The following is a 24389-nucleotide window of genomic DNA, read 5'->3' as shown; positions in this document are numbered from 1 at the left end:
CTGGGTCCTCACCACTTGATAGCGGCCGATCCGATGTCCAGCACGCCGTCGGCCACGATGCCGATCAGCAGGGCCAGGCATCCGGTGGTGACCGCCGCGGCGATCACGCACCGCGCAGGCCAGGCTACCGGCGTGCTTCCTTCGGCCACCGCTCCGCCAGTTGATCCGGCGGATGGGTCGGGGCGGGCGAACGCGGGAGCGATCCAACGCAGGTAGTAGTAGAGGCTGGCGACAGTGTTGACGGCGGCGACGACCACGAGCCATGCCCAGCCGCCGTCCCAGGTGGCGGCGAAGACGGTGAGCTTACCGGTGAATACGCCAGTGGGTGGGGTACCGACCAGGGCCAACAGGCTGACCACCAGGACGCCGGCCAGGGCTGGGCTCTGGCGAGCGAGCCCGCGGTAGTCCGTCAGTGTGGAGAGCCCGGGGCGTGCGGCGATGACGGCGAACGCGCCGAGGTTGGCTGCTGCGTATGCCGCCAGATAGAGGATTAGCGCGGCCAGCGGTGCGGAGCCGGCGACCGGATCGGCGACCACGACGACCATGAGCAGGTAGCCGACCTGGCTGATGGTGGAGTAGGCCAGCAGTCGGGCCGGATCGTCCTGCCGGAAGGCGGCGAGATTACCCAGGGTCATGCTGGCCGCGGCCAGCAGTGCCAGCAGCAGTCGCCAGTTGATGGCGTCGTCGGGTAGGACGAGCACGAACCGGTACAGGGCGAGCAGCGCCCCGATTTTGGGGACAGTGGTCAGGAAGGCCCCGGCACCGGTGGTGGCACCTTGTACGGCGTCCGGCACCCAGAAGTGCACCGGGACCGCGCCGGCTTTGAAGAGCAGTCCGGCAAACACCGCCACCGCTCCCAGGGCGAGGGCCGCGGGTGGGGCGCCGGGCAGGCGCTGGGCCAGGTCGGCATACGAGGTGGATCCGGCCAGCCCGAACAGCACCGCGATCCCGAGGAACATGACGATGCCCAGCAGTACACCGAACAGGTAGGTCTTCAGCGCCCCTTCGGCGCCAGCGGGGTCACGGGCCCAGCCGGCGAGGGCGTAGAGCGGGATGGACGCCAGCAGATAGGCCACCGCGAGCAACAGCAGGTCGGTGCTGCCGGCCAGCAGGATGGTACCGAGACTGGCCAGCAGCACCAGGACTGCGAACTCGCTCTCCCGGGCGCTGCCGCGCACCCGCCCGGCAGACAGGCCCAGCACGAGCAGCGCCGCGGCGGGCACGATGAGCCGGGCGGCGAACGTGGCGGCGTCGATCGCGTAACTGCCGGCATACAGCGTCTGCCCCGAAGCGCCCGCCGTGGCGCCGGCCACCAGCGACCCGGCCAGCGCGATGGCGGCTACCAGCTGGGCCGCCCACTGCTGCCGTTGGTGGACGAACGAGCCGGTCAGCAACGCGACCACCGCACCGGCGAGCAGGATGAGCTCGGGGGCGAACGCGGCCGGGTCTTCGTGCGCGGTCACCGGCCGACCAGTGTGATGAGGTGGTCGGCGGCGGGTGTCAGGACGCCGAGCAGGGACTGGGGGTAGACGCCGATCAGCACGGACAGGGCCAGCAGCGGCAGGATGGCCCACAGTTCGGGGGCGGACAGGTCCGCGAACGTGACCGAGGGACTGCGTGGTGTGCCGAGGAAGAGCCGGTGGATGGACCACAGGAAGAGGCCGGCCGTGAGGACGATGCCCAGCGCGGCGACTGCGGCGGCCGGCGTGGCCGGGCCGAGGCTGCCGGCGAGGATTTGGAACTCGGCGATGAAGCCGCTGAAGCCGGGCAGGCCCAGGCTGGCGAATGCCGCGATGGTCGTCAGGGCGGCGAACCGTGGCGCGGGCCCGGCCAGGGCGCCGTACCGGGTCAGGTCGTAGCTGCCGCCGCGGTCCAGCAGTACACCGGCCAGTAGGAACAGGGCGGCGGTGATCAGCCCGTGGCTGACCATCTGCACCATGGCGCCGGTGACGGCCACCGACCGGGCGTGGGTGTCACCGGCGAGGCCGGCGGCGCCGAGCCCGAGCAGGATGTAGCCCATGTGGTTGACGCTGGTGAAGGCGATGAGCCGTTTGAAGTTGTCCTGGGCCAGGGCGACCAGCGCCCCGTAGAGGACCGAGGCGACGCCGACCCCGACGAACACCCAGGCATAGGTGCGCCACTGCTCGGGTAGCAGCGGCATCGCGATCCGCACGAAACCGAAGGTGCCCATTTTCAGCAGGATCCCGGCCAGCACCGCCGACCCGGCTGCCGGCGCGTCGGTGTGTGCCGGCGGTAGCCAGGAGTGGAACGGGATCGTCGGGGTCTTGATGGCTAGGCCGAGTGCGATGGCCGCCAGCACCAGCGGCCCGGCCGCACCGGTCCCGGTCAGCGGGGGTGCGCGGCGAGCTCGGTGATGTCAAAGGTGTGCGGATCGGAGGCGACATACAGGCCGATGAACCCCAGCAGCAGCGCCAGTGAGCCGGTGAAGGTGTAGAGGAAGAACAACATTGCGGACCGGCGCCGCTGGGGGCCGTGCCCCCAGCCGGCGATGACGAAGTACATGCCGACGATCGACAGGTCGAAGAACACGAAGAACACGATCAGGTCCAGCGCCGAGAACACCCCCAGGCTGGTGGTCTGCAGCGCCAGGAACAACGCCGCGTACGAACGGGGCTGCTGCCGTTCGCGCAGCGAGTAGACCGCGGCCGCGGTGAAAACGACCGAGGTCAGCGCCAGCAGCGGCAGGCTCAGCCCGTCGACCCCGACGTGATAGCTGGAGCCGACACCCGGCATCCACGGCACCCGCTCGGCGAACCCGAACTGCCCCGGCCCGTGGCCGTGCACGTATGCAGCCCACATGCCGACACTGAGCCCGACCGTCACCAGACCGGTCACCAACCAGGCCCACAGGGCTGCCCGATCGGGCACCCGGGCCAGCAGCAGCACCGCGGCGACCGCGGCGGGCAGAAGTATCAACAGGGACAGCAACGGGTTTACCTCGCCAACCAGACGATGAGGACGGCCACGGCCAAACCGACCGAGGCCTGCGCGTAGTACTGGTGCAGCTGCCCGGTCTGCGGGCGCAGCGCCAGGCCCGCACCCCGGCGGGCCGCGGCCACGACGCCGCGCAGTGCACCACCGACCCCGACGTCGTCGATCGCCGCGGCGTGATCGGCCAGCCGTCGGCCCGCGTGGCCGGTGCCGGTCACCGCGGCCTCGAGTGCGGCGTCACCCCGGGCCAGCAGGGCGGCAAGGCGCAGGGTCGGGCGCAGCACCCCGGCATGGGCAACCTGCTCCAGGCGCAGCCAGCTGCCGGCCCACCGCGGCGCCGGCAGGCGCTGCGGCCAGCACAGGGCGACGCCGGTCACCACGACGGCGAGGACCACAGAGACGGCCACTTCCCCGGCGGATGCGGAGGTCGGCGCCGACGTGCCCGGGTCAACCTTGGCCCACACGGCCGGGACGACCAGCACCCCGAGGCCGGCCGCACCGACTGCCAGGGGTAACAACGGTATTCGCTCGATCCAGCCGACCTGCCGGGTGCCTGCCTCCTCGGTGTCGTAGCCGGTCGTGTGGTCCGGCAGGCGACGCCAGATCAGGGTCAATGCCTTTCCGGCATACGCGCTGGAGGCCACCGCGGCCGCGAGCCCGACCGCATACAGCGCACCCGACTGCTCGCGGGCAGCCGCGAGGACGGACTCCTTGGTGGCCCACAGAGTCAGCGGCGGCACCCCGGCCAGAGCCAGTGCCGCGAGAGTGAAGGGCACGCCGACCCACGGGTAGGCTCGCCCGGCGCCGCGCAGCGCCGGCAGGGACTTGGTGCCCAGAGCGGCCAGCCACGCCCCAGCGGCCAGGAACAGCAGAGCCTTGGTGGACGCGTGGCCGACCAGGTGCGCCAGGCCGGCGCCGACCGCACCCGGCCCGGTGGTGCCCGCCGCGAGCACCACGAAACCGAGCTGGGCGCTGGTGGACGCCGCGAGCAGCTGCTTCAGGTCGTCCTGGGCGATGGCCACCGCACCCAGCAGCAGGGCGGTCAGCGCCCCGACCCAGGCCGCGGTGGTCGCCGCCCACCCGGCGGCGAGCAGCAGCGGGTGCAGACGCAGCAGCAGGTAGCCGCCCATGGCCACCATGGCGGCCGAATGCAGCAGCGCCGAGACCGGGCTCGGCCCGTCCATCGCCCGGGACAACCAGAACGAGAACGGCAACTGGGCAGCCTTACCGAACGCCGCTGCCAGCACTCCCGCGGCCGCGACGTGCAGCCACGGGGACGGCAGGTGCGCCATCCGGTCCAGCGAGAGACCCGGCGTGCCGCCGGAGGTCACGGCCAGGGCGGCTCCGGCGGCGAGGTAGAGCCCGACGTCACCGGCCCTGGTGACCACGAATGCGGTGGTACCTGAGGCGACCGCGGTCTCGCGCCGCCAGTCGAATGCGATCAGCGCGTAGCTGGTGGCGCCCATCACCTCCCAGGCCATGAGCAGCCCGAGCAGCGTGGTGGCGGTGGCGGTGACCAGCACGGCGGCGACGAAGACCAGCATCAGCCCGACGAAGCGGGCCCGGCCCTGCCGGATCGCGCCGGCCGAGAAGACCAGCACCAGCAGGCTGACCGCGGCCACGGTGACCACGACGACGGCGGACAGCCCGTCAACCGCCAGGGTGAATGGGTCGCCGGCCAGGAACGGGGCGGACGCTGTCGGCCGAACGGACGCGGCGGCAGCACTCAGAGCGAGCACTCCGGTCGCAACCGAAATCCCGACCGTGGGTGTTGCCCGCTCGACCGCCCGGCGCACCGGCGACGGGCCGAGCGGCGCGGCCAGCAGGCCTACCCCGGCCAGAGCTGGCAGCAGGACCAGCGCCCACAGCAGCGCGCTCACCGTTTCAGCTCCGCGGCCATGTCGGTCATGTCCACGTCGCTGGCCCGGAACAGCAGGGTGACCACGGCGAAACCCATGGCCATCTCGACCGTCATCGCCGAGATGACGACCAGCAGCAGCACCTGCCCGTCCGGCGCCGCCGGTGCGAGGAAGTACCAGAACGCGGCGGCTGCGACGATGACCGCATTGACCATCAACTCCAGCCCCATCATCACCATGACAACCGACTGCTGGCTGAGCGCGCCGAACACGCCGATGGCGAACAAGGCGGCCGCCAGCAGCAGGAACAGTTGCAGCGTCACCGGTCTGTCTCCCCGCGGTCGTGGGCGGGTTGGTCGTATCGGCCGTGTGGGACAGCAAGCACGAGCGCGGACACGATGGTGGCGAACAGCACCGCCGAGATGCCGACCATGACCGGCATCTGGGGACCCATGATCGCTTCGCCGATAGCCCGGGTGGGATCGGCAGCGACGGTTCCCCGCCGTGCCGGCCACGGCACCAGCACCGCGCCCGCGCCCAGCAGCAGGAACGTGCCGGCAGCAATGGCCAGCGCCCCGCGCGTGTTGTGCAGCATCGACATGGGCATCAACCCGGCCGGGTTCATCATGAACATGACCATGAAGACGACCATGATCGCCATCTCCATCACCATCATCAAAATGGTGACCACGCCCAAGTAGTCCAGGGTGAGCAGGATCAGCTCCCCACCGACGGCCACGAACGACGCGGCCAGCGCGAAGGTCGCCCTGGCCATGGAGTCGACCACGAAGACCGCGACGCCGGAGGCGATCGCAATCACAGCCAGCACGATGAACACCGCGAGAGTCACGATCCACCTCCAGCCGCCGCCAGCACCGACACCACAAGCAGCTGCGCGAGCACCAGCGGCAACACCACCAGCCACGCCAGGCGCATCAACCGGTCCGGGCGCCATACCGGCATCCGATGGCGCATCGCCAGCAACACGGCCAGCACCGCGGCGCTCTTGAGCAACGTCCACAACCACGCAGGCAGCAGCGGGCCTGCCCCGCCACCCAGGAACAGCGCCACGGTCATCGCCGACCCGACGACCAGCAGGGCGTATTGGCCCCACCGCAGCAGCAGCCGGGCCGGCCCGGACTGCTCGACCAGCAGTCCACCGGCGATGTCCTGGCCGGCCGGGTGCGCAAAGGCCCCCACGCCGCGAAGGCGGCCACCGCTGCGGCGAACACCACCGCAGCCAACGGCATCTGCACGATGAACCAGCGGCCCTGCTGGGCCGCCACGATCTGCGGCACCGACAGGCTGCTGGCGGCGACCGCCGGCGCGGTCAGGGCGAACATCAGCGGCAACTCGTACGCCAGCGCCTGGGCCAGAAACCGGTAGCCACCAATCAGGGAATACACGCTATTCGGGCCCCACCCGGCCAGCCACCATCCCGCCCACAGCAGCACGTCCATGGCGTTGAACCACACCAATCCGACACCCAGGTCGCTCACCACGGCGGAACCGAGTGGGACGACCGGTGCCATCAGCACCGCGACCAGCAACGGGGTGACGACCCCCACGGCCCACAGCAATCGGTCCGGAGCCGTCACGGGCCGCCGTTGAACCAGCAGCGACCGCGATGCCTCATACACCGGGCGCAGCGCCCGCGCCCTCAGCGGCAGCTCGCCTCGTGGGTCGAGCACCGCGTCCAGCGACCCTGCCAGCACCGCCGCGCACAGCACGAGCGGCACCGCGACCAGCACCGACCAGGCCGGCGCCTGCTGGACGAGGCTTGTCATGCGACGTGCCCGTCGTGCTGGTGGTTGGTGCCCCCGGGCATGCCGTGGGTGCCTTCGTCATGATGGCCGTGTCCGTCGTGTCCTGAATGCGGATCCCGGTCGCCGGCGACCCCGGTGGAGTGCAGGTCGTCGGGGTCGGGATCCAGGCTCGCCACGACCAGCCGTGCGTCGCCCAGATCCAGCCCGGGCAGCAGGTGCGCGGCGGCCGCGACCAGGGCGCCCGAGCCGTGGCCAGGTATCCCGCGTGGGTCCTCGGCCGGTGCCACCGGGCCGCTGCTGAGGGCCAGGTCGGCCTCCACCAGCCAGGTCTGCAGCCTTGCCCACGCGTCGCCACCGCGCTCGGCCGCTCGCGCGGCCGGGCCCGACAGGCCGAGTCTGCGGACGTCACCATGGCCAAGACGACCCAGCCCGGCCAGTGATCGGCGCAGACCCCACGAGCGCTCCACCCGGCGGCGCAGGCGGCGGAACTCCGCTCGCGCCTCGCCACCCGGCTCGCCAGTTTCGGTGAGCAGCGCGTCGCGCTGCCCGCGGGCCCGATCGGCCGCGCCGGACCACCCGGCGACCTCCAGCAGTCGGCCAACGGAGTCCAGGTGCGCCGCCGCCCGGCGCCGCCCGGCCGCCACCCCGGTGCCGTCGGCCCAGAATCGCACCGAGTCTCCGGCAGCGGCCAGCACCCGTACCTTCGCGCCCTGCACCACGTCCCCCTGTAGTTCGACGTCGATGACGAGACCGGACGGCCACGCCGGCAGCACCGGGCCCAGCGCGACATGCAGCACATCCAATTTCAGCCCGTCGCGGTCCGGTGCCCGGTCGGCCATCATCAGCCCGCCGGGCATCTGCATACCGCCGTGGTCATGCCCCCGTGCTCGTGACTGCCCTGCCCGGCATCCGTGTGCCCACCGTGGCCATGCCCACCATCACCGCCGTGCTTGTGTCCCATCTCGGCTTCCTGGTGGTGGACATGCTCGCCCATGGGCTCGGCCGGCTCAGTCGACTCGGCACCCGCGTCGGGTGTGCTGGCCAGCCGATGGATCCCGGCCGACAGCAACGCTGCCGCACGCGGGGAATCGAGCACGTCGACGCGAACTTTCGGGGCCGGGATCTGACTCCACAGCACCGCAACCGCGTCGGCCAGCTCACCGTCAGGCGAGCCAGCCACGACCAGCATGTCCGCGTCAGCAGGCTCACCGGTGAGCACACCGCCGAGCGCGCGGGCCTGTGCCTCGACCGCCAGCCGCGCGGCAGTTCGGCCGGGGGCTGTCACCAGCAGTACATGTGGCCGGCGCGCAGCCCACCCCGCGAGTAGTCGCTGGGCCGAGGTCCTCAGACCCATCGCAGAGCACCCTCCCGCCACGCGTAGACGACCCCCGCCATCAGTAACCCGAGGAAGACGAACATCTCGACCACCGCGCCCGCGCCCATCTCTGCGACCACCAGCGCCCAGGCGTACATGAACAGCATCTCCACATCGAAAGCCAGGAAGAGCAACGTCACGGTGTACCAGCGCACGTGGTAGCGAGACAGCGCGTGCTCGCTCGGACGACCGCCCGACAGGTAGGGCGCCACCGGTTCACCCGGTGTGCCCACCGTGAGGAGGCGGTGGGCGACCAGGACCACGACCGCGGCGAGCAGCACGAGCCCCAACGCGGCCAGGATGCTGACGAAGTCGCCCATCGCCTGCTCCCTTCGTGTCCACTGATCGTCCCAGTCCCAGCACCAGCTCGCGGTTCTTGCGGCCGCCGAACTCTTCGGCGGGTCAAGAGTGAGCTGCGACCCACGGCTCTCGGTCACCAACCCGATTGCGATGTCGACGTCGCATTGCCTCGGTGAGAGCGTCACTCGTTTATACCATAGGGGGTAATGTATGGCACGCGTTCGGGAATACCCCGAGGGGGTATGATGTTGAGACTGTTATCCCACCGACGAAGGGGCCGCCGATGACCAAGACCGATACGACCGCCGACGCCTCACCACAGGCCGGCACCTCCCAGCACAGCTACATCGCGAACCAGACCAAAGACACCTACCTGAAGCGACTGCGACGCATCGAAGGGCAGGCCCGCGGCCTGCAGCGGATGGTCGAGGAAGAGCAGTACTGCATCGACATCCTCACCCAGGTCTCTGCCATGACCAAGGCCCTGCAGGGGCTGGCGCTCGGGCTGCTGGATGAGCACATGGCGCACTGCGTCGTCAACGCAGCACGACAGGGCGGCCCGGAGGCGAACCAGAAACTCAAGGAGGCCTCCGACGCCATCGCCCGGCTGGTCCGCAGCTGAACCAAACACGCCACATCCCACAGGCGCCTGACCACCCCTTGTCGGGCGGTCCAGGTACCCAACCCGAAGACGTACCACCAAGAAATTCAACGAGAGGAACACCCATCACCATGTGCACTTCCTGCAACTGCGGCACCGCGGCAACCGACACCACTGACACCGCCCAACCGATCGCGATCGGCGCGGCGCCTGCGTCCTACACCGTCACGGGTATGACGTGCGGTCACTGCGTGGCATCGGTGACCGAGGAGGTCACCGCGATCGAGGGCGTCCGCGACGTGATGGTCGACCTGTCCACCGGCAAGCTGACCTTCGAATCCGACCAGCCCGTCCCCCACGACACGGTCGAAGCTGCCGTCCGCGAGGCCGGTTACGCCCTCGCCTGAGCTCCGCCCGGCCGGGCGGAGCTATCCCGCACACGGCGGGCCCAGACACCCAACGCACTAGAGGACAAAGGAGGAGCCGATGAGCACAACCACTGACTCGCCGGCAACCACCGCTACTGAAGCGACGGTCCCTGACCACATCTCCCAAGGTACCGATGTCGAGCTGCTCCTGACCGGGATGACATGTGCCTCGTGTGCCAACCGCATCGAGCGCAAGCTCAACAAGCTCGACGGCGTGACCGCCACGGTCAACTACGCCACTGAGAAGGCGAAGGTCACATATGGCGACACCGTCACCACCGACGATCTTGTCGCCACCGTCGAGTCTGCCGGGTACGGCGCCAAGCTGCCGCAGCCGGCGCTGGCGTCCGACGCGAGTGCACCCAAGACCGCCGACTCGACCAGCGACGGCGCCGACCGTGACGCCGCTGCTGCGCTCACATCGCTGCGCGACCGGCTGATCGTCTCCGCCATACTCTCGATCCCGGTGATCGCGATGGCGATGATCCCGGCGCTGCAGTTCGACAACTGGCAGTGGCTCTCGCTGACGCTGGCGGCGCCCGTGGTGGTCTGGGGCGCGCTGCCCTTCCACCGGGCGACCTGGACCAACCTCAAGCACGGCGCGGCCACCATGGACACGCTGGTGTCGATGGGCACGCTCGCCGCCTTCGCGTGGTCGGTCTACGCGCTCTTCTGGGGCGACGCGGGTATGCCGGGCATGCGCCACCCCTTCGAGCTGACCATCGGGCGCAGCGACGGCACCTCGAACATCTACTTCGAAGCCGCCGCGGGCGTCATCACCTTCATCCTGCTCGGCCGCTACCTGGAGCACAGGTCCAAACGCAACGCCGGCGCGGCGCTGCGGGCGCTACTCAACCTGGGCGCTCGTGATGTCGCCGTGCTGCGCGACGGTGTCGAGCAGCGAATCCCGGTGTCACAGTTGGCCGTCGGCGACCGCTTCGTCGTCCGACCGGGCGAGAAGATCGCCACCGACGGGGTCGTCGAGGAGGGCCGCTCGGCGGTCGACGCGTCGATGCTGACCGGAGAATCGCTCCCGGTGGACGTCTCCCCGGAGACCTGGTCGTCGGGGCAACCGTCAACACGTCTGGCCGGCTCGTGGTCGCCGCGACGCGGGTTGGCTCCGACACCCAGCTGGCGCAGATGGCTCGGCTGGTCGAGGATGCTCAGACCGGCAAGGCCGCCGTGCAGCGGCTCGCGGACCGGATCTCGGGCATCTTCGTGCCCGTCGTAATCGCCATCGCCGTCGGCACGTTCGCAGCATGGCTGGTCACGGGTGCCGGTGCCGCTGGCGCCCTAACCGCGGCAGTCGCGGTGCTGATCGTCGCCTGCCCGTGTGCCCTCGGCCTGGCCACCCCGACCGCGCTGATGGTCGGCACCGGCCGAGGCGCCCAGCTCGGCATACTCATCAAAGGCCCGGAGGTGCTGGAGCAGACCCGCAAGGTCGACACCATCGTGCTGGACAAGACCGGCACCGTCACCACCGGTGAGATGACCCTCGCCGACACGCACGTAGCCGTCGGCGAGGTCGCCGCGCAGGTGTTGCGGATGGCGGGCGCACTGGAGGACGCCTCCGAGCACCCGATCGCGCGCGCCATCGCGGACGCAGCACGCGAGGCCGGGGAACTCGGCTCGGTCGAGGACTTCGCCAACATCGAAGGCCTCGGTGTGCAGGGCATCGTCGACGGACATGCGGTGCTGGTCGGTCGCCCGCAGCTGCTCGCGCAGTGGTCGCAGCACCTCGACGGCGAGTTGCAGGCGGCGTTCGATGAGGCGACCGGCCGTGGTCAGACTGCGGTGGCGGTCGGCTGGGACGGGCAGGCACGAGCGGTGCTGGTCGTTGCCGACCAGGTAAAGGACAGCTCCGCCGAGGCGATCACCCAGCTGCGCGATCTCGGCCTGCGCCCGATCCTGCTGACCGGCGACAACGAGCGCGTCGCGCACACCGTCGCCGGCCAGGTCGGCATCGACGCGGCGGACGTCTACGCCGAGGTGCTGCCGGCCGACAAGGTCGCCGTGGTCAAGCAACTGCAGTCCGACGGACGCGTCGTCGCGATGGTCGGCGACGGAGTCAACGACGCCGCGGCACTCGCGCAGGCCGACCTCGGCCTCGGGATGGGCACCGGCACCGACGTCGCCATCGAGGCAAGCGACATCACCCTCGTGCGCGGTGACCTGCGGGTGGCGGCCGACGCCATCCGCCTGTCTCGCCGCACGCTCGGTGTCATCAAGAGCAACCTGTTCTGGGCGTTCGGCTACAACGTGATCGCAATCCCGATCGCGGCCGCCGGGCTGCTCAACCCGATGCTCGCCGGCGCCGCCATGGCGTTCTCCTCAGTCTCGGTCGTCTCGAACAGCTTGCGGCTCAAGGGATTCCGGTCGGCACTATGAGAATCAGAATCACACGATCGCTCGCGGGCCCTTCGCACCACCACCAGGTGGTGCGAAGGGCCCGCGCCTTGGCCTGGTGGGCAACGGCCTGCCTCGCACGCTGCGCCATCCGCACCCTCACCGACCGCCGTCAAGACTGACGGCCCCAACTTCGCCGATGCGCACCATCCTCGCAAAGAGAGGGCGCGCAGTTCGCCGTCCCTCTCGCACCGGTAGCAGCCTCGGTTCGCTTCTAATCGCACTCCCCGCCATAGCAATCAACGCGGCTCGGGGTGTCCTCACCACAAAGACGCGGCCACGGCCACTCGAAGGAGTGACCGTGGCCGCGTGGGTGACCGGAGTCGCGCCGGTGCGTCAGCGCAACGTGCCGTAGTTCGTGGGCGTCGTCCACATCCTTTCCTTCTTGACCACGGTGCCGGGGTGGTCGGCGGAGATCATCATGTTGCCACCGGCGTAGATGGCCGAGTGGGTCGCCGGAGATCCGAAGAAGACCAGGTCACCTGGCTGCGGGCTGGTGGTTCTCTTCACGTACGCCTGCTGCTGGCTGGCCGTGCGTGGGATGTACATGCCGGCCTGTTTGTAGACGTATGACGTGAGCCCCGAGCAGTCGAAGCCCTGCGACGGGGTGGAGCCGCCCCAGACGTAGGGCACGCCGTAGTACTTCTGTGCGATCGAGACGACCTCGGACACGCCCTGGTTGTTCGACGGCGGCGGTGGTGGTGTCGGGGTGGGGTCGGTGCCGCATGGGAAGCCGCCCAGTGCGGTCCAGGTGAGCGGGCCGATGATGCCGTCCGCTGCGAGGCCCTTGCTGCTCTGGAACGACTTCACCCGGGACAAGGTGGCGGCGCCGAAGACGCCGTCCGCCGAGATCCCGCCCAGTTTGCTCTGGGCGCTCGAGACGTACGAGCCGGTTGCGCCGTACCGCAACACCGTGACCTTGCACGACGGTGGTGGCGTCGTTTTAGGTGGTGGTGTCGTGGTCGGTGGCGGCTTCGACCCCGGGAAGCCGCCGAGGGCCTTCCAGGTCAGCGAACCGACGATGCCGTCGGCGACCAGGTGATGCGAGCGCTGGAAGGTCTTGACCTTCGCCAGCGTCCGCGTCCCGAAGACGCCGTCCACCGCCAGTCCGCCCAGCCGCTGCTGCACGGTTTTGACATAGCTGCCCTTTGATCCGTAGCGCACGGTCACCACGGTGCTCGGCGAGGCGGCCCGTACGGCGCTCGTCGTTGCGCTGCTGCGCTGCCCTGACGCTCCGCTCGTGCCGCTGCCGGGATCGGCATACGACGGAGCGGCCTGCACGAGGCTGGCTGCGGCGGCCGGGACGCTGAGAAGCGTTCCAGTCACCACCAACCCCTTGCGGGAGGTGATCGCCGGGGCGACCTTGGCAGAGAGCCCAGGCCGTGGTTTGCGATGTCTCGGAGTAGTAATTGTGGTCATGTGACCCTCTCGGTACTCGTCCAGTCCAGAAACGCGCGCAGGGGGATACCACGCGCACGTGGCATCCCCCGATGTCGCCTACTCCTTCCCCGAAGAAGGCGCTGCACGAGAACTGACTATGCCGGTGCCTCAAGGCCTGTGAAAGACGCGAAATATGGGCTCCGATGGGCCCACGTGACACCTGTTACTAGTGTGACTTAAGTGAATTTGCGGGGCTGGCGGAGCAGAACTGCCCTAGTGTTGCAATTTCAACGATCCCGGCGATCGTGACCGGCTTGTAACACTCTTGGCGTGAAATCATTCGAACGACACGCCGAATCCAACATTCTCTCAGGAAATCTCACCATCTGAGATGTTACGCGTGCGCAATGTGGGCGCTATATCCCCAGGCGCCTGGCGACGGCGAGAAGCCCCACCGACCTCGAGGGCCGATGGGGCTTCTTGCCGTTGTGTGGCGCTGAGCGCCGACCTCAGATGCGGCCGAAGTAGTGGTTGCCCCACAGGTTCTGCACGCTGACCACGGTGCCGGGGGTACGGGCGGCGATCATCTTGCCGTTCCCGAGGTAGATGCCGTTGTGGTATGCCGGGGAGCCCCAGAAGATCAGGTCGCCGGGGCGCGGGTTGGACACGCGCGTTGCGCGAGCGGCCTGGGCAGATGCGGTCCGCGGGATGCTCTTGCCCGCCTGGCGGTAGACGTACTGGGTGAATCCCGAGCAGTCGAAACCGGCCGGCGTGGTACCGCCCCAACGGTAGGGCGTGCCACGCAGGCCCATCGCTATCGACACGATCGATGAGTTGGACTTCGGTGCCGGCTTCGGATTGGTCGTCGGTGCACTGCCGTAACCGCCCAGAGCCGTCCAGGTGTGGCGGCCGACGATGCCGTCGACGACAAGCCGATGCGAGCGCTGGAACGACTTGACCTTGGCCTTCGTGCGCGGGCCGAAGATGCCGTCGACCGCGAGGCCGCCGACCTTGCGCTGGACGGTCTTCACGGCGGTGCCGCGGGAGCCGTACTGCACAGTCGGACCGACGCGGACGGAAGTGGCGAGGTGACCCGCTGCGGCCTGGACGTGACCGGCTGCCTGCACGTGACCTGCCTGCGCCAGACCGGCGCTCGGAGCGGCAGAAGCGCTCTCCATGCCGGCCAGCGGTACGACGACGGCGCCCGCGGCGGCGACGGCCACACTGCGGCGACCAACCTTGTTCAGAACTTTCGGCTCACGCTTGAGGTGGCGCGGGGAGTACGAACCCATGAGGCAAAGGACCCTTCCGGTGGACTGCGATAGATGACGATGCGGGCTCGGGCGCCGTTGCCCTGGGGCCGAGTGCCCCACCCAGCTCACGCAGCCGACTCCCCGAAGCGCCGGCGGCACGGTCACCGACTATGACGTACGCGACGCCGTTTCCCAAGCTGTTCCCAGGTATCTGTGTATCGACCGTCGACAACACCCGGCCGGCTCTCGCGATCAACGCTTACCGCGAGGCCGTGACCATTCCGTGACAATTCCGCGGCGTTCCGCCGGTTGGCGAAAATCCGGACCACAACGCGGAGATCGACGGAGCACCGCACAACCCGGCCGGATATGAGACACCACCCGTCTCATATTTCAAGACGGCGCGCACGCGCAGCGCTCCACCCGCGGACCGCGTCCGCAACTACACGGAGGGGACTCACCCGTCCCCGACCGCCGGTCTCGGACACGACGGCCCTGCCGTGTGCCAAGTGCTTGCTGCGCCAGACACTCGACAAGGACGGCATGCCCTCTGTTCCGTTCGACGTCTGCGGGTTCACCAACCAAGGCGACGCCGACCGGTACGGATTCACCGGCTCCCCCACCATCCAGATCAACGGTATCGACCCGTTCGCCGAGCCCGGCCAACCGCCGGCCGTCGCATACCGGGTCTACCCCCGACGCCCTCGAATTGCGGTGCGCTCGTCAACAAGCCACAGCTGGCGTGGCTGGCTAACAGCACAAACCGGACGCCCGTTCGTGCACCCCAGCACGACCGGCACAGCGGAAACAGCCTGCGACTGGCCCGACCAGCATCCGCTCGTCGGAGTAAGCCGCCCATCCTGCGTACCGACCGCACGACTGCTCACCATGTGCTGGCGCGACGATCCCGCAACAGGACCAATCGCGAACTACTTTGAGCAATCGGCGACTCACGTCGCACCTGCCAGTCATGGATACCTCGTACAGCGCCGCCTGGGCGGATGTCGTCGGTGAATGTCACCGACTTGCGGTCGGTGGCCGCCCAGGTGCTGGGATGCGCACTGGGCCCCTTTCTTCCGATCTGCACTGGGGGCGTCCTGGTGCCGGGGCGGACTCCCGCCGGGACACGTCTGCCAGAGCTCCCGCCACTGACAGGGTGGCCTCGCTGACGTCGATGAGCTGCTCGGCATCGGCGACCAGAGCCTGCCGGATGACGTCGGGGAGTTTGACGGCCCGGTTTGCGTAGACATCGGCAGGCGAGATGAGTGGGACCTCGTCGTCGGTGCCCATTTCGCGGCTCCATGCCGCGATGGTGCGGGCGGATCCGATCAGGTCCGGTTCCTGTTCGGCAACATCTCGGTGCACGCAGGCCAGTTCGGCGGCCGAGATCATCGCCTGCCGGACGGTGGCGGCGGCCTCGGCCAGATCGATGCGGCCGGCCATCACGTCCGGCGTGGCCCATCGTGTGCGATCGAAGGCGATCTCGTGCACGGCGGCGCGAACCTCGTTGGCGGCGTGCACGAGCGCCGGATCCGCGCGTTCACCCCTGCTGCTCAGCGTGCCCCAGCGGTTGGCTGCCTTGGCCCACGACTGCCGGTTGGCATCCAGCGCGGGTGCGAGCCGGTGCTGGTAGTCCTCGACGCTGACGCGACCTGCCGTGGCAGCCGCGTCGAGAATCGCTGTGCTGGCCGTCGCGATCATGGCCTGGGTGCCGGCGGCTAGGTGCAAGTTCGGTGCGCTCGGAGCCACGGCGAGGGTTCGGTGCGCCTGGATGTCCCAGCCGACCAGGGCCTGGTGCAGCCGTCCGGTGCCGGTCGGTGGCGTGTAGTGCTCTCCGGCCATGACGTGGCTGAACCTGTTGCCCACCACGCCGCCGGCGAGCTGTTCGAAGGCTGCCAGCCGGGTGGCGGCGTCCTGCCCTCGAGGGACGTCACGGGTCTCCCGATCGGATGCGTGCCGACCCACGGTTGCCCGGACGTCGTCGACGTGCTGGTGCACCGCGACCCCGACGGCGTGTGCGCCGACGTACAGGGTGTGCATCACCCGCATCCGGGCCGCGTCGAGGTCGTCGTACGCGGCAGGGGACCGTGGCCTGACGCGGCGCCCTGGGCCGGCGGCCAGTTCGGCGGCCCGCTGAAGGTTTTCGGCAATGCTCAGCAGTCGCTCATCGGGTGGTCCGTCGCCTGGCCAGTCTCGGGCCAGCTGTGCCCTGTGCTGGGCCTGGCTCATCGTCTCCAGGCGTTGCATCGTGGCCCCGTCCAGCGGGCTGACGTACGGCGTGGACGGCAAGGAGGACCACAGGTCACCGGCCGCCTGCACGACTTCACCCCACGTCCGCAGCAGTGCGGCGGCATCAGCGCCGCCGACGTCGAGCAGCAACTGCCGGGCCTGGTAGTCGGCATCCAGCAGCAGCTCGCCGATCGATCGTTGATCCACCGTGGTCGACGTGCTCACGAGCCGGCCTCGCGCAGTAGGTCCGTGAGGCTGACGACGACCCGGGAGAAACCGGCCGTCTCGTCGTTGACGGGCACGGTCCGGGCAAGCCGTTGGGCAATCCGCAGCAGCTCCAGCGGGTCGGCCTGGGTCGGCTGCGGCCAGTACGGGTCGAGATCCGCCGGCACCAGCAACGCGGCCTCGGCAGCGGCGATGTGCATGCCCAGGCCGAGGACGTGCAGCTCTGAGCGCGGGCCCTCAGTGGCCGCCTGGCGGGCGGTCCGGTCGGCTGCATGATGCAGCAGCCTCGCGATTGCAGCGATCGTCTCCTGGGTGTCGTGCGGCGACAGTGTCGGGGTCGTCACGGGGTGCGTCTCCTTCGTTCGTTCGGTCTCCAGCAATCCAGCCAGGTCGTCGCCTGCTCCCGCTCCACGCGCCGGTCGCCTGTGGATAACTTCCGCGCCGTGTCCGGGGTGCACGCGAGACTTGGTTCTGCAAGCCCTAAGGAGCGCAGCTTGCTCTGGCGGCAACCAGCCACCAGATCAAGGCACTTGCACTAGTGCTTTGAAGAGAGGAAGTGGTGACGATGAGGAGTCGACGGAAGGCGTGCCGGGTCGTATCCGAAGGCGTCGGCATGGTGGTGAGCACACTCGTCACGTGCGTCGTGGGCGCCCTCGTGCACCCGGTGGCGGGCGCGGCGTTGTTCGTCGTGGGCCTGGTGACGTTCGGTGCTCTGCTCTGCGGGCGTGGCGAGAGCCTGTTTGTCCGGTTGCTGGCACGGGCGCGCGAACCGCGCGACTACGAGCTGGCCGCGTTGCGTCCGGTGGTCGCCGTGCTCAAGGAACTCGACCTGGTGTCGTCTCCGGTGCAGTTGCTGGTGCGTGACCGGCCGGCCGGCGTCCGCGTCGGTGCTGCCGGCCGGCGGACCGTGGTCATCTCGCAGGGTCTGGTCGAGGCGATCGCCAGCGGCCGGATCCGACCCGACGAAGCCGCGTCGCTTCTCGCGCATGCGATCGGCCGGATCCGGCTCGGCCAGTGCCGCTACGACGTGGCACTGGAGTTCTGGATGCTGCCCTGGCGGCTGCTTCAGGCTGTCGGCCACAGCATCGGCCGGGTGATCGGCTGGTTCCCGCTGGCTGCCTTCGCATGGCGGGTGCGCTTCGTCACTGGTGGCGTCGCCCTGGTGCAGGGGTTCACCGAAGGACAGGCCGTGTTCGGGCTGATCGGCGCCGGCGTGGTGGCGTTGTCGTACGCCGTGCCGTGGGCGGAGCAGCAGGCCGCCCTGGCGGGCGAGGACGAGGCCGACCGGTTCGTCGCCGCCGCGGGCCTCGGAGACGCACTGTGCCGGTTTCTGGAGCGAGGGCGGCGGTCACCGCGGGTTCTCCACCGGGTGTACCGGCTGCGGTCAGTTCCGGCGCCGGTGGTGCGCGATCGGACTGTACTTGCGTCGTGACGGTGGAGGACGAACCGCTGATCGTGGCCCAACGTGATGTGCGCTCGGCGATCGAGGCGGTCACGGTCTTGTCGAACCTGGTGGCGAGCATGATGCCGTGGCGGCCGCGCGCTGATTGCGCGTCGGCCACTCGCAGCCTCCTTGCACGGTCGCCTAGATTCAGGAGCGGCTGATGGGACTTCGCGAGGCGCTTGGTCGCGTACGGCCTCACGAACGCGGTTGACGCCCGTTTCAGCGCCGCGGACCGTAGCTCGACGACGGGTCGTCATACACCCAGGCGGCGGCCTGCTCATGCTCGGCGCCGCCCGTTGGCACTGGCCTCTTCATCGGCGACCCGGTGGCGATCCTGGGCATCCTCGACGGTGCCGATGACGGCCGAGCGACGTTCGGATTGGATCTCCAGCCCTTCGTCCCGTGCCTCTTCCTCGACAGCTTCGTTGCTCATGGCGTTCCTCTCGGTGGGTGTGCCCTCCCGAAGCCGCACCTACGGCTCCTGGCGGTCATAGCTCGACCGGCGTTCGGTGTCACTGGGCCATTCCGCGACTGACATTGGGGCCCATTGCTGGCGGCTCGGGCCGTGGCGCACGGCTCGCCGTCGACGTGTGTCTGGCTGCCATCGTCCGGCCACCAGTCGGCCGAGGCTGCGTGATTTCGAGCGTGATTCAGGATGGGAAGGGCCTGGCCGATCTGTTCGCGGGCCGCGCCAATCTGCTCGACAGATGGCGGGTCGCGGCGCAGCAGGGCGACGGCTGCCTCCAGCGGCGGTCGGGCCTTAGCGACCACGACGGTGACTTCAATCGTGTCGGTCAGCGTGTCGATGTCGTGGTTGTGGTTCTGTGCCGTCAGGTGTGGAGACTGTGCCAGCGCCATGGCATCGCGGTAGGCATCACGCAGGTGAGCGTCCGCACGGTCCAGGTTCGTCGAGGCGTCTTCGAGGGTGCTCAGGTGGCAGTTGGCCAGTTGCACGATCGAGTCGTGAACCGAGGTCGACCAGCCGTCGACGACGTCCGGGGTACGGTCCTCCTGCCGGTGCGCCAGGCCCCGTTCTGCGCCCTCGAGGTAGTGCGTTGCGGTGTCCAGGTAGTGCTCAGTGTTCACGAACGCCAGCACCGTGCGTTCTGCCAACTGTGCCGTCGGCGCTGACCGCAACGGCCGGCCCGCCTCCCGGCTGGCCACCGTGTTGTTCTCTGGAGCCTCGGTGCCGTCGGCGTGCCACTGCACGGGCCAGCCGTGAGTGAGTTCCTGCGCTGCCTCAAGCACCAGCGACCGTGCCTTCTCCTCGGACGACGCCAGGCCATCGGCCACCTGTGTGACACGTTCGCGTCGAGGACCACACCGTCGTGGCTTGGAACATCCGCGTGCGCCTGCCCGGCGGCATCGACGCGGACCGTGGCCACCACGACGTCCGCGCGACGATCGAAGAGCGGCATCTCCTCAGCAAGGTCACCTGAGTGGTGGTCGGGCTCGGGTTCGGCGGCGGCCGTGACGCCGGCGAAGCGCTCCCGCTGGATCTGATCGCCCAGCTCATCCATCGCCTCGTACTTGCGGAGGCGACAGTCGGCCTCGTTCATCGAATGCAGCTGGCCATCCAATACGTGCTCGTCGATCGTGAAGTCGGAGCGTTGCAGGGTGCGCGGGTCGATGACCAGGCCCTTGCGATCCGCGGCCGGCACCAGATCGGCTTTCACACCGAAGACGGATCCGGGCCGTACAAGGCGACGCCGTCCTCGTCTCGGCCGGGCGTCGTTCGGACGTCATCGCCGCAGATCTCACGGATCCGCTATGCGTCTCGAGCGGATACGCCCATTCGGTGATTCCCCGCAGGCCCGTGTCGTCGACGTCGGGATCGTTCGGGTCGCCGACCAGGTGCAGGTTTCGTTGGTATTGGTTCTGCGCGCGTTGATCCCGTGCGTCGAGCTGCACATCCAGCCACTGCTGCGCCGCGCTCAGCAGGTCGCGGGGAACGAATTCCACGCGTACCAGAAGGTTCACGCCCTGCCGCTGCGTCTCATTCAAGTTGACCATGTCTGTTTCTCCCTATCGACGACCGTCGGCGCCTACCGTCCGATGGCGGTGCCGGCCGGACGGGCCGGGACTGATGTGATGGCGGTCTTGTCGGGGCCGGCTGACCAGTTGCCAGCGGCGGCGGTAATGGCGCGTGCTTCCAGACAGTCCCAGTCAGGCTCGTCACGGTCTGGTTGGGCACGTCGCAAGGTAGGGATGTCGTGGCGGTGTCGGGTGCGCAGGATGGTGCGGTCGACGACGTCCAGGTGCTGGCCGATCTGTGGGTCCGACGCCCCGCCGGCTGCCATGCCTCGCACGACTTCGATCCGTTCGGCAGGGGTCAGGTTCGTGGCGGCGCCGGTGCGGGCGATCGCACGGTCGACGGCGACCATGTCGATGGTTTCGGCTCCGGCGGCGACCGGCACGTCGATGTGTGGGCGAGCATGTGGGTTGTCGATGGTGCTGTCGTCCCAGGCCAGCGGTGGGGCATACCCGCGGCTTCTGGCATGACCCTTGGTTTCCGGCGAGGGCCCCGGCGTCATGCTCAGCTGGTCGTAGACGTCCTTGATCTCTCGCCACTTCTCCAGCGTGATCAGGTTCCCGGGGCCGCTGAGAACCCTGGGCAGGCTGGTGGCGCCAGCCTCGGTGATGTGGTCTCGGGTCCAGCCGATGGCCATCAGCGCCTGCACGCGGCGGACCGCACCGACCTTGGGTACGTGCCCGGACTGCTGCTGCTCGTAAACGCCGGTGAGTGTCAGCCGAGACACGTGCTCGGCGGTGCGGCGCTGTACGACATCCCGGTCTCCGTCGACGATCGCGCGCAGGGCCGGGGCACTCAGTCCGCTGCTACGGCTCAGCGCTCGTACCGGCACGTCGGCGTCGAGGAACTGCTGAAGCTTGCGGCGGACCGGTTCGGCCGGCGCGTAGCAGGGCCCGGCCGCGCGCACGATCGCGCTGGTAGGCCACCTCGTCGGCCTTGGTGCGGTAACTCATCCCCGGGCACCTCCGTCAGGTCTGGTGCCTTCCCGAAGGGGATTGCGGTCGCCCTGGCGGCCACCGCGCAGGAAATCAGGCTGCTGCTACCTGCGCGGTGCGGGCCCTGCGTGGTCGCCGGCTCCGGGTATGTCGTGCAGCAGGCGTCGCCGTTGCGCCTCGCGGGCGCGTTCCTGGTTCTCGCGGTCCATCTCCCGGACCAGCTCGGGTGCGCAGAAGGTCTCCGCGGCCCAGCCGCCGTTCACGCCGTCGAGTCGCGGCTGCTCCCAGCCGCGGGCTACTACCCCCGAGTGCCAGTGGAAGCTGGGGTCTGCTGGCGACGGGTCGCCGGTGACCTAGAGAGTCTCGGCAAGATCGGAGAGGTCGTGGGTCATCACTGGCTCCTATGTCGGCCCTTCGAGAGGGGAAGGGGCTATCGGCGTGGCCCGTGCATTGCCGGGGCCGGTTCGCCGGCCGGAATCGGTCGGTGCGCTGTCAGGCGGCGGTGCGCGTTCTGGGTGACCTCGTCCGCCTCGTGCAGGGACCGTCGGGTGCCTCGGTCACTGTGGTCGAGCAGATCGCCCAGCTGCTGGAGGCGGGTTTCGGTGCGCGCCAGTACGTCCGTGGCGGCACTGAGGCCCTGGTCGACGCTGACACGTGACCCGAGGGTCGTGTCCACGTTCATCCGCTGCAAGGCGATGTTCTTTACCGCCGTGAGGTGCCCGGCGGCGGCTGCCGCAGCAGGTTGTGCCATCTCGAGCAGGTCGCTGACCCCGTCCAGCCGTGCCCGAGTTCGACTGGCGAGCTTCACGTCGTCTGTAGATGCTGCGGCAAGGTCGACCGCGTCGAGAGCCTCCTTGGCCCGGTCGACCCGGTGGGTGGCGTGCTCCAGGTAGGCACCGAGGTCGGTTCCGATTGCCTCGGTGAGGGCGCATCGGCCGGCGAGTTGCTCCATCTGCTGTGCGACATTGCGCATGTACCCCGAGGCCATGGGTTCGTCGACGATGTGGGTCTTCACGGCATCCGCGGTCGCGTCGTCCAAGAGCCGCCGGATCGACCGCGCCGCATCGCGCAGTTCTTCGATGAGACCGATGGCGGCGTGCATGTCGCGGTGCGTGCCGTGCAGCTGGTCGACCGCCACGTCGAGGTCGATGCTCATTTCGGGTCCTCCTCGGCGTCGCCGCGGTCGGCGAGCTCGTCCAGGAAGCTCCTCAGGAGGCCGCTGAGCTCGTCATCGGCCGCCTGGAGGTGATCGCGTATCCGTGCGGTGTCAGAGGGGGTCTCACTGCTGCACACGTCGATGTTCTCCGCTCGGGCTCGTGGCCCGCCGGCTGCGGGCTCCTCACTCTCCCCAAGGTCAGATGCCGTGTTCTGGCGGTCACCCTTGCCCGGTGCGTCAGAGGTCCACACCGTCAAGCCTTCGGCAGCTCCGGCAGCGGCGGGCAGATTCCGAGCTCGACCAGAACGATGCGGATCCGGCCGGCCTCCGACCTGGACCCGGTGACGCGGAGTCCGCGCAGGTCCGGTCGTGTCGCAGCAGTCCGCCCGGGAAGGTGGCCCTCCCCTGCGACGTCCCCTTCCGCATCGCGGCGTACTCGGCCGGCGTCGGCCGGGGTCAGCCCGCGATGGTCAGCCGTCTCGGGTCCAGCGGGTTGAACAGGCCAGGCGAACGCGCGGTCGGTACGGGGTTGCGCCGAGCCGACTGATTACCGCGTCGTACTCCGGGGCCTGCGCGTTGGGTGCATCGTCTTTGTCTGTGTCGTTCGGCATGGATCGCTCTCCTGTGGTCGCCGTGAGGCGGGTCGGCCTTGGTCATCTCCCTAAGACGGTCTTGGCGCCTGCGGCGGTCAACCGGTCAGGCAGCGTCCGACGCCGAGTCGTCGCTGCGTCCGACGCCGAGTCGTCGCTGCGGCCGATCACAGGTGCGAGCGAGGGCAGGACTCGTGCCTGCAGCTTCGACAACACGAGCGACCCGGTGGCTGTTTCCCGGGCGTGACCCGAGAAACAACTCGAATTGAGACTCATCAGCGAACGGCGCCAGGCAGGGATCCGTTGCCGCCACGCCCGCAACACGACCTTGCTGACCCTGGCCCGTGAGTTGCCGCCCGCGGTCCTGGCAGGCCTGCTCGGTATCGCCACCAGCACCGCGGACCGCTGGCGGCAGTGGGCCGGCGGCACCTTGGGCTGCCTGCGAGGTGCCGTCACACCGATGACAGGCTCTGCCGAGGTGATGATGCCCGCAGACGCCTCGCGAACTGCTATAGGCCCGATACCCGACTACGTCGCCGCGAAAGGAAGCACCGTGCAAAGCCGGACTCAGCTTTACCCGGGCCTGGAATTCGTGGCGGTCCAGTGCCGTCAGCTGTGGTGCGTGATCCCGTTCGGCGTCCTCAGCCGACGCCGCGGGTTGATAGCAGCCCATGCAAGGATCCGCGACGTGCTCTGCCGACGACCCGTTGCAGGAGACGAGACAGCAGCGGACTCGTGATCGGCACGACGACCACCGCGACGACCATGGCGGCGATGACGTCGTGCGGGTAGTGCGCGCCGACATATACCCGGCTAATGGCTTCGAGGATCGCCAGTAGTGCGGCGATGACGCCGAGTCGTCGGTTCACGAAGAAGAGTGCGACCGCGACAGCGGCTGCGAACGTGGTGTGTCCGCTCGGCATGGCGTAATCCGTTGGTGCAGGGCACGTTTCGACGATGAACGCGTGTGGTACGGAGCGGCAGGGGCGCAGCTCGCCGATCTGGTTCTTGATCACTTCGGTCACCAGGAATGCCACTGCGACACCGATTGGTGCGACCAGGGCCGCCGTCATCTGCCGGTCCCCGTGCGGGCGGGAAATCCACCAGCCCACCAGCAGCAAGATGACGAACAGGCCGATGCTGTAGGTGGTCCAGGCTTCCGCGGCCGCGTTGAGCCAGTGGGTGTGTCGCGCGAACTGGGTGACGTCCCGGAAGAGCGAACCGTCGATGCGCGCCCCGTCGTACGTCGACATCGTCAGTGCTTCCGAAACCATGGGTAGGTGTGGCCTTTCGTTCGGTGTGCCCGACTGGGCGCGTCGAGCTGCCAGCTAATCCTTTCCTGGCTGAGAGGGTCCTGAGAGCTCGTGGTGAACGGCTGCGGTGCGCATGACGACGTTGCCACCGTTCCCGGGTCGGGAGCGCTACCTTCGAACCGGCGGCGTGCGATCGTGCGCCGCA

26 protein-coding genes and 1 pseudogene are annotated in these 24389 nt (G+C 69.1%); 5 read left to right on the top strand and 22 right to left on the bottom strand.

Annotation, left to right across the window (positions count from 1 at the left end):
• Positions 1-8: 8 nt before the first annotated feature.
• From ACFQDH_RS15370 to ACFQDH_RS15320, 11 genes are read right to left on the bottom strand one after another with little or no spacing between them, the layout of a single operon-like run.
• Complete coding sequence (locus ACFQDH_RS15370) at positions 9-1463, bottom strand: NADH-quinone oxidoreductase subunit N (RefSeq protein WP_382403271.1); 1455 nt, start codon at positions 1461-1463, stop codon at positions 9-11.
• A complete protein-coding gene (locus ACFQDH_RS15365) occupies positions 1460-2320 on the bottom strand; it encodes a complex I subunit 4 family protein (protein ID WP_382403269.1) in 861 nt (286 codons plus the stop codon). Before ACFQDH_RS15365 ends, ACFQDH_RS15370 begins: the two co-directional genes overlap by 4 nt.
• 26 nt (positions 2321-2346) lie before the next feature.
• On the bottom strand, positions 2347-2949 hold the full coding sequence (locus ACFQDH_RS15360) for a proton-conducting transporter transmembrane domain-containing protein (protein ID WP_382403268.1): 603 nt from the start codon (positions 2947-2949) through the stop codon (positions 2347-2349).
• 5 nt (positions 2950-2954) lie between these two features.
• Complete coding sequence (locus ACFQDH_RS15355; protein WP_382403266.1) at positions 2955-4832, bottom strand: proton-conducting transporter transmembrane domain-containing protein; 1878 nt, start codon at positions 4830-4832, stop codon at positions 2955-2957.
• Positions 4829-5134 carry an NADH-quinone oxidoreductase subunit NuoK gene (locus tag ACFQDH_RS15350; protein WP_382403265.1) on the bottom strand — a complete coding sequence of 102 codons (306 nt, stop codon included), beginning with the start codon at positions 5132-5134 and terminating at the stop codon, positions 4829-4831. Before ACFQDH_RS15350 ends, ACFQDH_RS15355 begins: the two co-directional genes overlap by 4 nt.
• Positions 5131-5661 carry an NADH-quinone oxidoreductase subunit J gene (locus ACFQDH_RS15345; protein WP_382403264.1) on the bottom strand — a complete coding sequence of 177 codons (531 nt, stop codon included), beginning with the start codon at positions 5659-5661 and terminating at the stop codon, positions 5131-5133. The genes ACFQDH_RS15350 and ACFQDH_RS15345 overlap by 4 nt, the downstream gene beginning before the upstream one ends.
• The gene (locus tag ACFQDH_RS15340; protein ID WP_382404876.1) at positions 5658-5930 is read right to left on the bottom strand and encodes an NADH-quinone oxidoreductase subunit H; all 273 of its coding nucleotides are present in this window, start codon (positions 5928-5930) and stop codon (positions 5658-5660) included. Before ACFQDH_RS15340 ends, ACFQDH_RS15345 begins: the two co-directional genes overlap by 4 nt.
• Positions 5885-6598, bottom strand: a complete 714-nt coding sequence (locus ACFQDH_RS15335) for an NADH-quinone oxidoreductase subunit H (protein ID WP_382403263.1) — start codon at positions 6596-6598, stop codon at positions 5885-5887. The genes ACFQDH_RS15340 and ACFQDH_RS15335 overlap by 46 nt, the downstream gene beginning before the upstream one ends.
• The gene (locus ACFQDH_RS15330; protein ID WP_382403262.1) at positions 6595-7440 is read right to left on the bottom strand and encodes a hypothetical protein; all 846 of its coding nucleotides are present in this window, start codon (positions 7438-7440) and stop codon (positions 6595-6597) included. The genes ACFQDH_RS15335 and ACFQDH_RS15330 overlap by 4 nt, the downstream gene beginning before the upstream one ends.
• Complete coding sequence (locus ACFQDH_RS15325) at positions 7419-7931, bottom strand: hypothetical protein (RefSeq protein WP_382403261.1); 513 nt, start codon at positions 7929-7931, stop codon at positions 7419-7421. Before ACFQDH_RS15325 ends, ACFQDH_RS15330 begins: the two co-directional genes overlap by 22 nt.
• On the bottom strand, positions 7922-8272 hold the full coding sequence (locus ACFQDH_RS15320; protein ID WP_382403260.1) for an NADH-quinone oxidoreductase subunit A: 351 nt from the start codon (positions 8270-8272) through the stop codon (positions 7922-7924). The genes ACFQDH_RS15325 and ACFQDH_RS15320 overlap by 10 nt, the downstream gene beginning before the upstream one ends.
• Before the next feature lie 263 nt (positions 8273-8535).
• On the opposite strand from ACFQDH_RS15320, the gene ACFQDH_RS15315 reads away from it, so the two are divergent.
• The 3 genes and pseudogenes from ACFQDH_RS15315 (at position 8536) to ACFQDH_RS15305 (ending at position 11669) form a co-directional block, all read left to right on the top strand.
• Positions 8536-8874 carry a metal-sensitive transcriptional regulator gene (locus tag ACFQDH_RS15315; protein WP_382403258.1) on the top strand — a complete coding sequence of 113 codons (339 nt, stop codon included), beginning with the start codon at positions 8536-8538 and terminating at the stop codon, positions 8872-8874.
• 110 nt (positions 8875-8984) lie between these two features.
• Complete coding sequence (locus tag ACFQDH_RS15310; RefSeq protein WP_382403256.1) at positions 8985-9260, top strand: heavy-metal-associated domain-containing protein; 276 nt, start codon at positions 8985-8987, stop codon at positions 9258-9260.
• Positions 9261-9339: 79 nt separating this feature from the next.
• Positions 9340-11669 (top strand): annotated as a pseudogene (locus tag ACFQDH_RS15305) (heavy metal translocating P-type ATPase).
• A 354-nt stretch (positions 11670-12023) separates the two neighbouring features.
• On the opposite strand, the gene ACFQDH_RS15300 reads toward ACFQDH_RS15305, so the two are convergent.
• The 4 genes from ACFQDH_RS15300 to ACFQDH_RS15285 all read right to left on the bottom strand — a co-directional run bounded on the left by ACFQDH_RS15300 (position 12024) and on the right by ACFQDH_RS15285 (position 17118).
• On the bottom strand, positions 12024-13013 hold the full coding sequence (locus tag ACFQDH_RS15300) for a C40 family peptidase (protein ID WP_382403255.1): 990 nt from the start codon (positions 13011-13013) through the stop codon (positions 12024-12026).
• A 563-nt stretch (positions 13014-13576) separates the two neighbouring features.
• Positions 13577-14359, bottom strand: a complete 783-nt coding sequence (locus ACFQDH_RS15295; protein WP_382403254.1) for a C40 family peptidase — start codon at positions 14357-14359, stop codon at positions 13577-13579.
• A 978-nt stretch (positions 14360-15337) separates the two neighbouring features.
• Complete coding sequence (locus tag ACFQDH_RS15290) at positions 15338-16774, bottom strand: hypothetical protein (protein WP_382403253.1); 1437 nt, start codon at positions 16772-16774, stop codon at positions 15338-15340.
• Positions 16771-17118 (bottom strand): hypothetical protein, encoded by a 348-nt coding sequence (locus tag ACFQDH_RS15285; protein ID WP_382403252.1) that lies wholly within the window; start codon positions 17116-17118, stop codon positions 16771-16773. Before ACFQDH_RS15285 ends, ACFQDH_RS15290 begins: the two co-directional genes overlap by 4 nt.
• Positions 17119-17387: 269 nt before the next feature.
• Between ACFQDH_RS15285 and ACFQDH_RS15280 the strand changes: the two genes are divergently transcribed.
• A complete protein-coding gene (locus tag ACFQDH_RS15280; protein WP_382403251.1) occupies positions 17388-18206 on the top strand; it encodes a hypothetical protein in 819 nt (272 codons plus the stop codon).
• 289 nt (positions 18207-18495) lie between these two features.
• On the opposite strand, the gene ACFQDH_RS15275 is transcribed toward ACFQDH_RS15280, so the two are convergent.
• Complete coding sequence (locus ACFQDH_RS15275) at positions 18496-18651, bottom strand: hypothetical protein (RefSeq protein ID WP_382403250.1); 156 nt, start codon at positions 18649-18651, stop codon at positions 18496-18498.
• On the bottom strand, positions 18648-19511 hold the full coding sequence (locus ACFQDH_RS15270; RefSeq protein WP_382403248.1) for a hypothetical protein: 864 nt from the start codon (positions 19509-19511) through the stop codon (positions 18648-18650). Before ACFQDH_RS15270 ends, ACFQDH_RS15275 begins: the two co-directional genes overlap by 4 nt.
• Before the next feature lie 146 nt (positions 19512-19657).
• On the opposite strand from ACFQDH_RS15270, the gene ACFQDH_RS15265 reads away from it, so the two are divergent.
• Positions 19658-20020 carry a hypothetical protein gene (locus ACFQDH_RS15265; RefSeq protein ID WP_382403246.1) on the top strand — a complete coding sequence of 121 codons (363 nt, stop codon included), beginning with the start codon at positions 19658-19660 and terminating at the stop codon, positions 20018-20020.
• A gap of 243 nt (positions 20021-20263) precedes the next feature.
• Here the strand turns inward: ACFQDH_RS15265 and ACFQDH_RS15260 are convergent, their stop codons facing one another.
• The 5 genes from ACFQDH_RS15260 to ACFQDH_RS15240 form a co-directional block, all read right to left on the bottom strand.
• Positions 20264-21157 carry a hypothetical protein gene (locus tag ACFQDH_RS15260; protein WP_382403245.1) on the bottom strand — a complete coding sequence of 298 codons (894 nt, stop codon included), beginning with the start codon at positions 21155-21157 and terminating at the stop codon, positions 20264-20266.
• 132 nt (positions 21158-21289) lie between these two features.
• On the bottom strand, positions 21290-21448 hold the full coding sequence (locus ACFQDH_RS15255; RefSeq protein WP_382403244.1) for a hypothetical protein: 159 nt from the start codon (positions 21446-21448) through the stop codon (positions 21290-21292).
• Positions 21449-21615: 167 nt separating this feature from the next.
• Positions 21616-22341, bottom strand: coding sequence for a hypothetical protein (locus ACFQDH_RS15250; protein WP_382403243.1), 726 nt, complete (start codon positions 22339-22341; stop codon positions 21616-21618).
• Positions 22338-22592 (bottom strand): hypothetical protein, encoded by a 255-nt coding sequence (locus tag ACFQDH_RS15245; RefSeq protein ID WP_382403242.1) that lies wholly within the window; start codon positions 22590-22592, stop codon positions 22338-22340. Before ACFQDH_RS15245 ends, ACFQDH_RS15250 begins: the two co-directional genes overlap by 4 nt.
• 980 nt (positions 22593-23572) lie before the next feature.
• Positions 23573-24184 (bottom strand): phosphatase PAP2 family protein, encoded by a 612-nt coding sequence (locus ACFQDH_RS15240; protein ID WP_382403241.1) that lies wholly within the window; start codon positions 24182-24184, stop codon positions 23573-23575.
• Positions 24185-24389 lie beyond the last annotated feature (205 nt).

It is taken from the genome of Flexivirga alba (assembly GCF_042661025.1).
GTDB classification, from domain to species: domain Bacteria; phylum Actinomycetota; class Actinomycetes; order Actinomycetales; family Dermatophilaceae; genus Flexivirga; species Flexivirga alba.
Note: the sequence above shows the minus strand (reverse complement) of the source record. Positions and strands in the feature narration are given on the sequence as shown.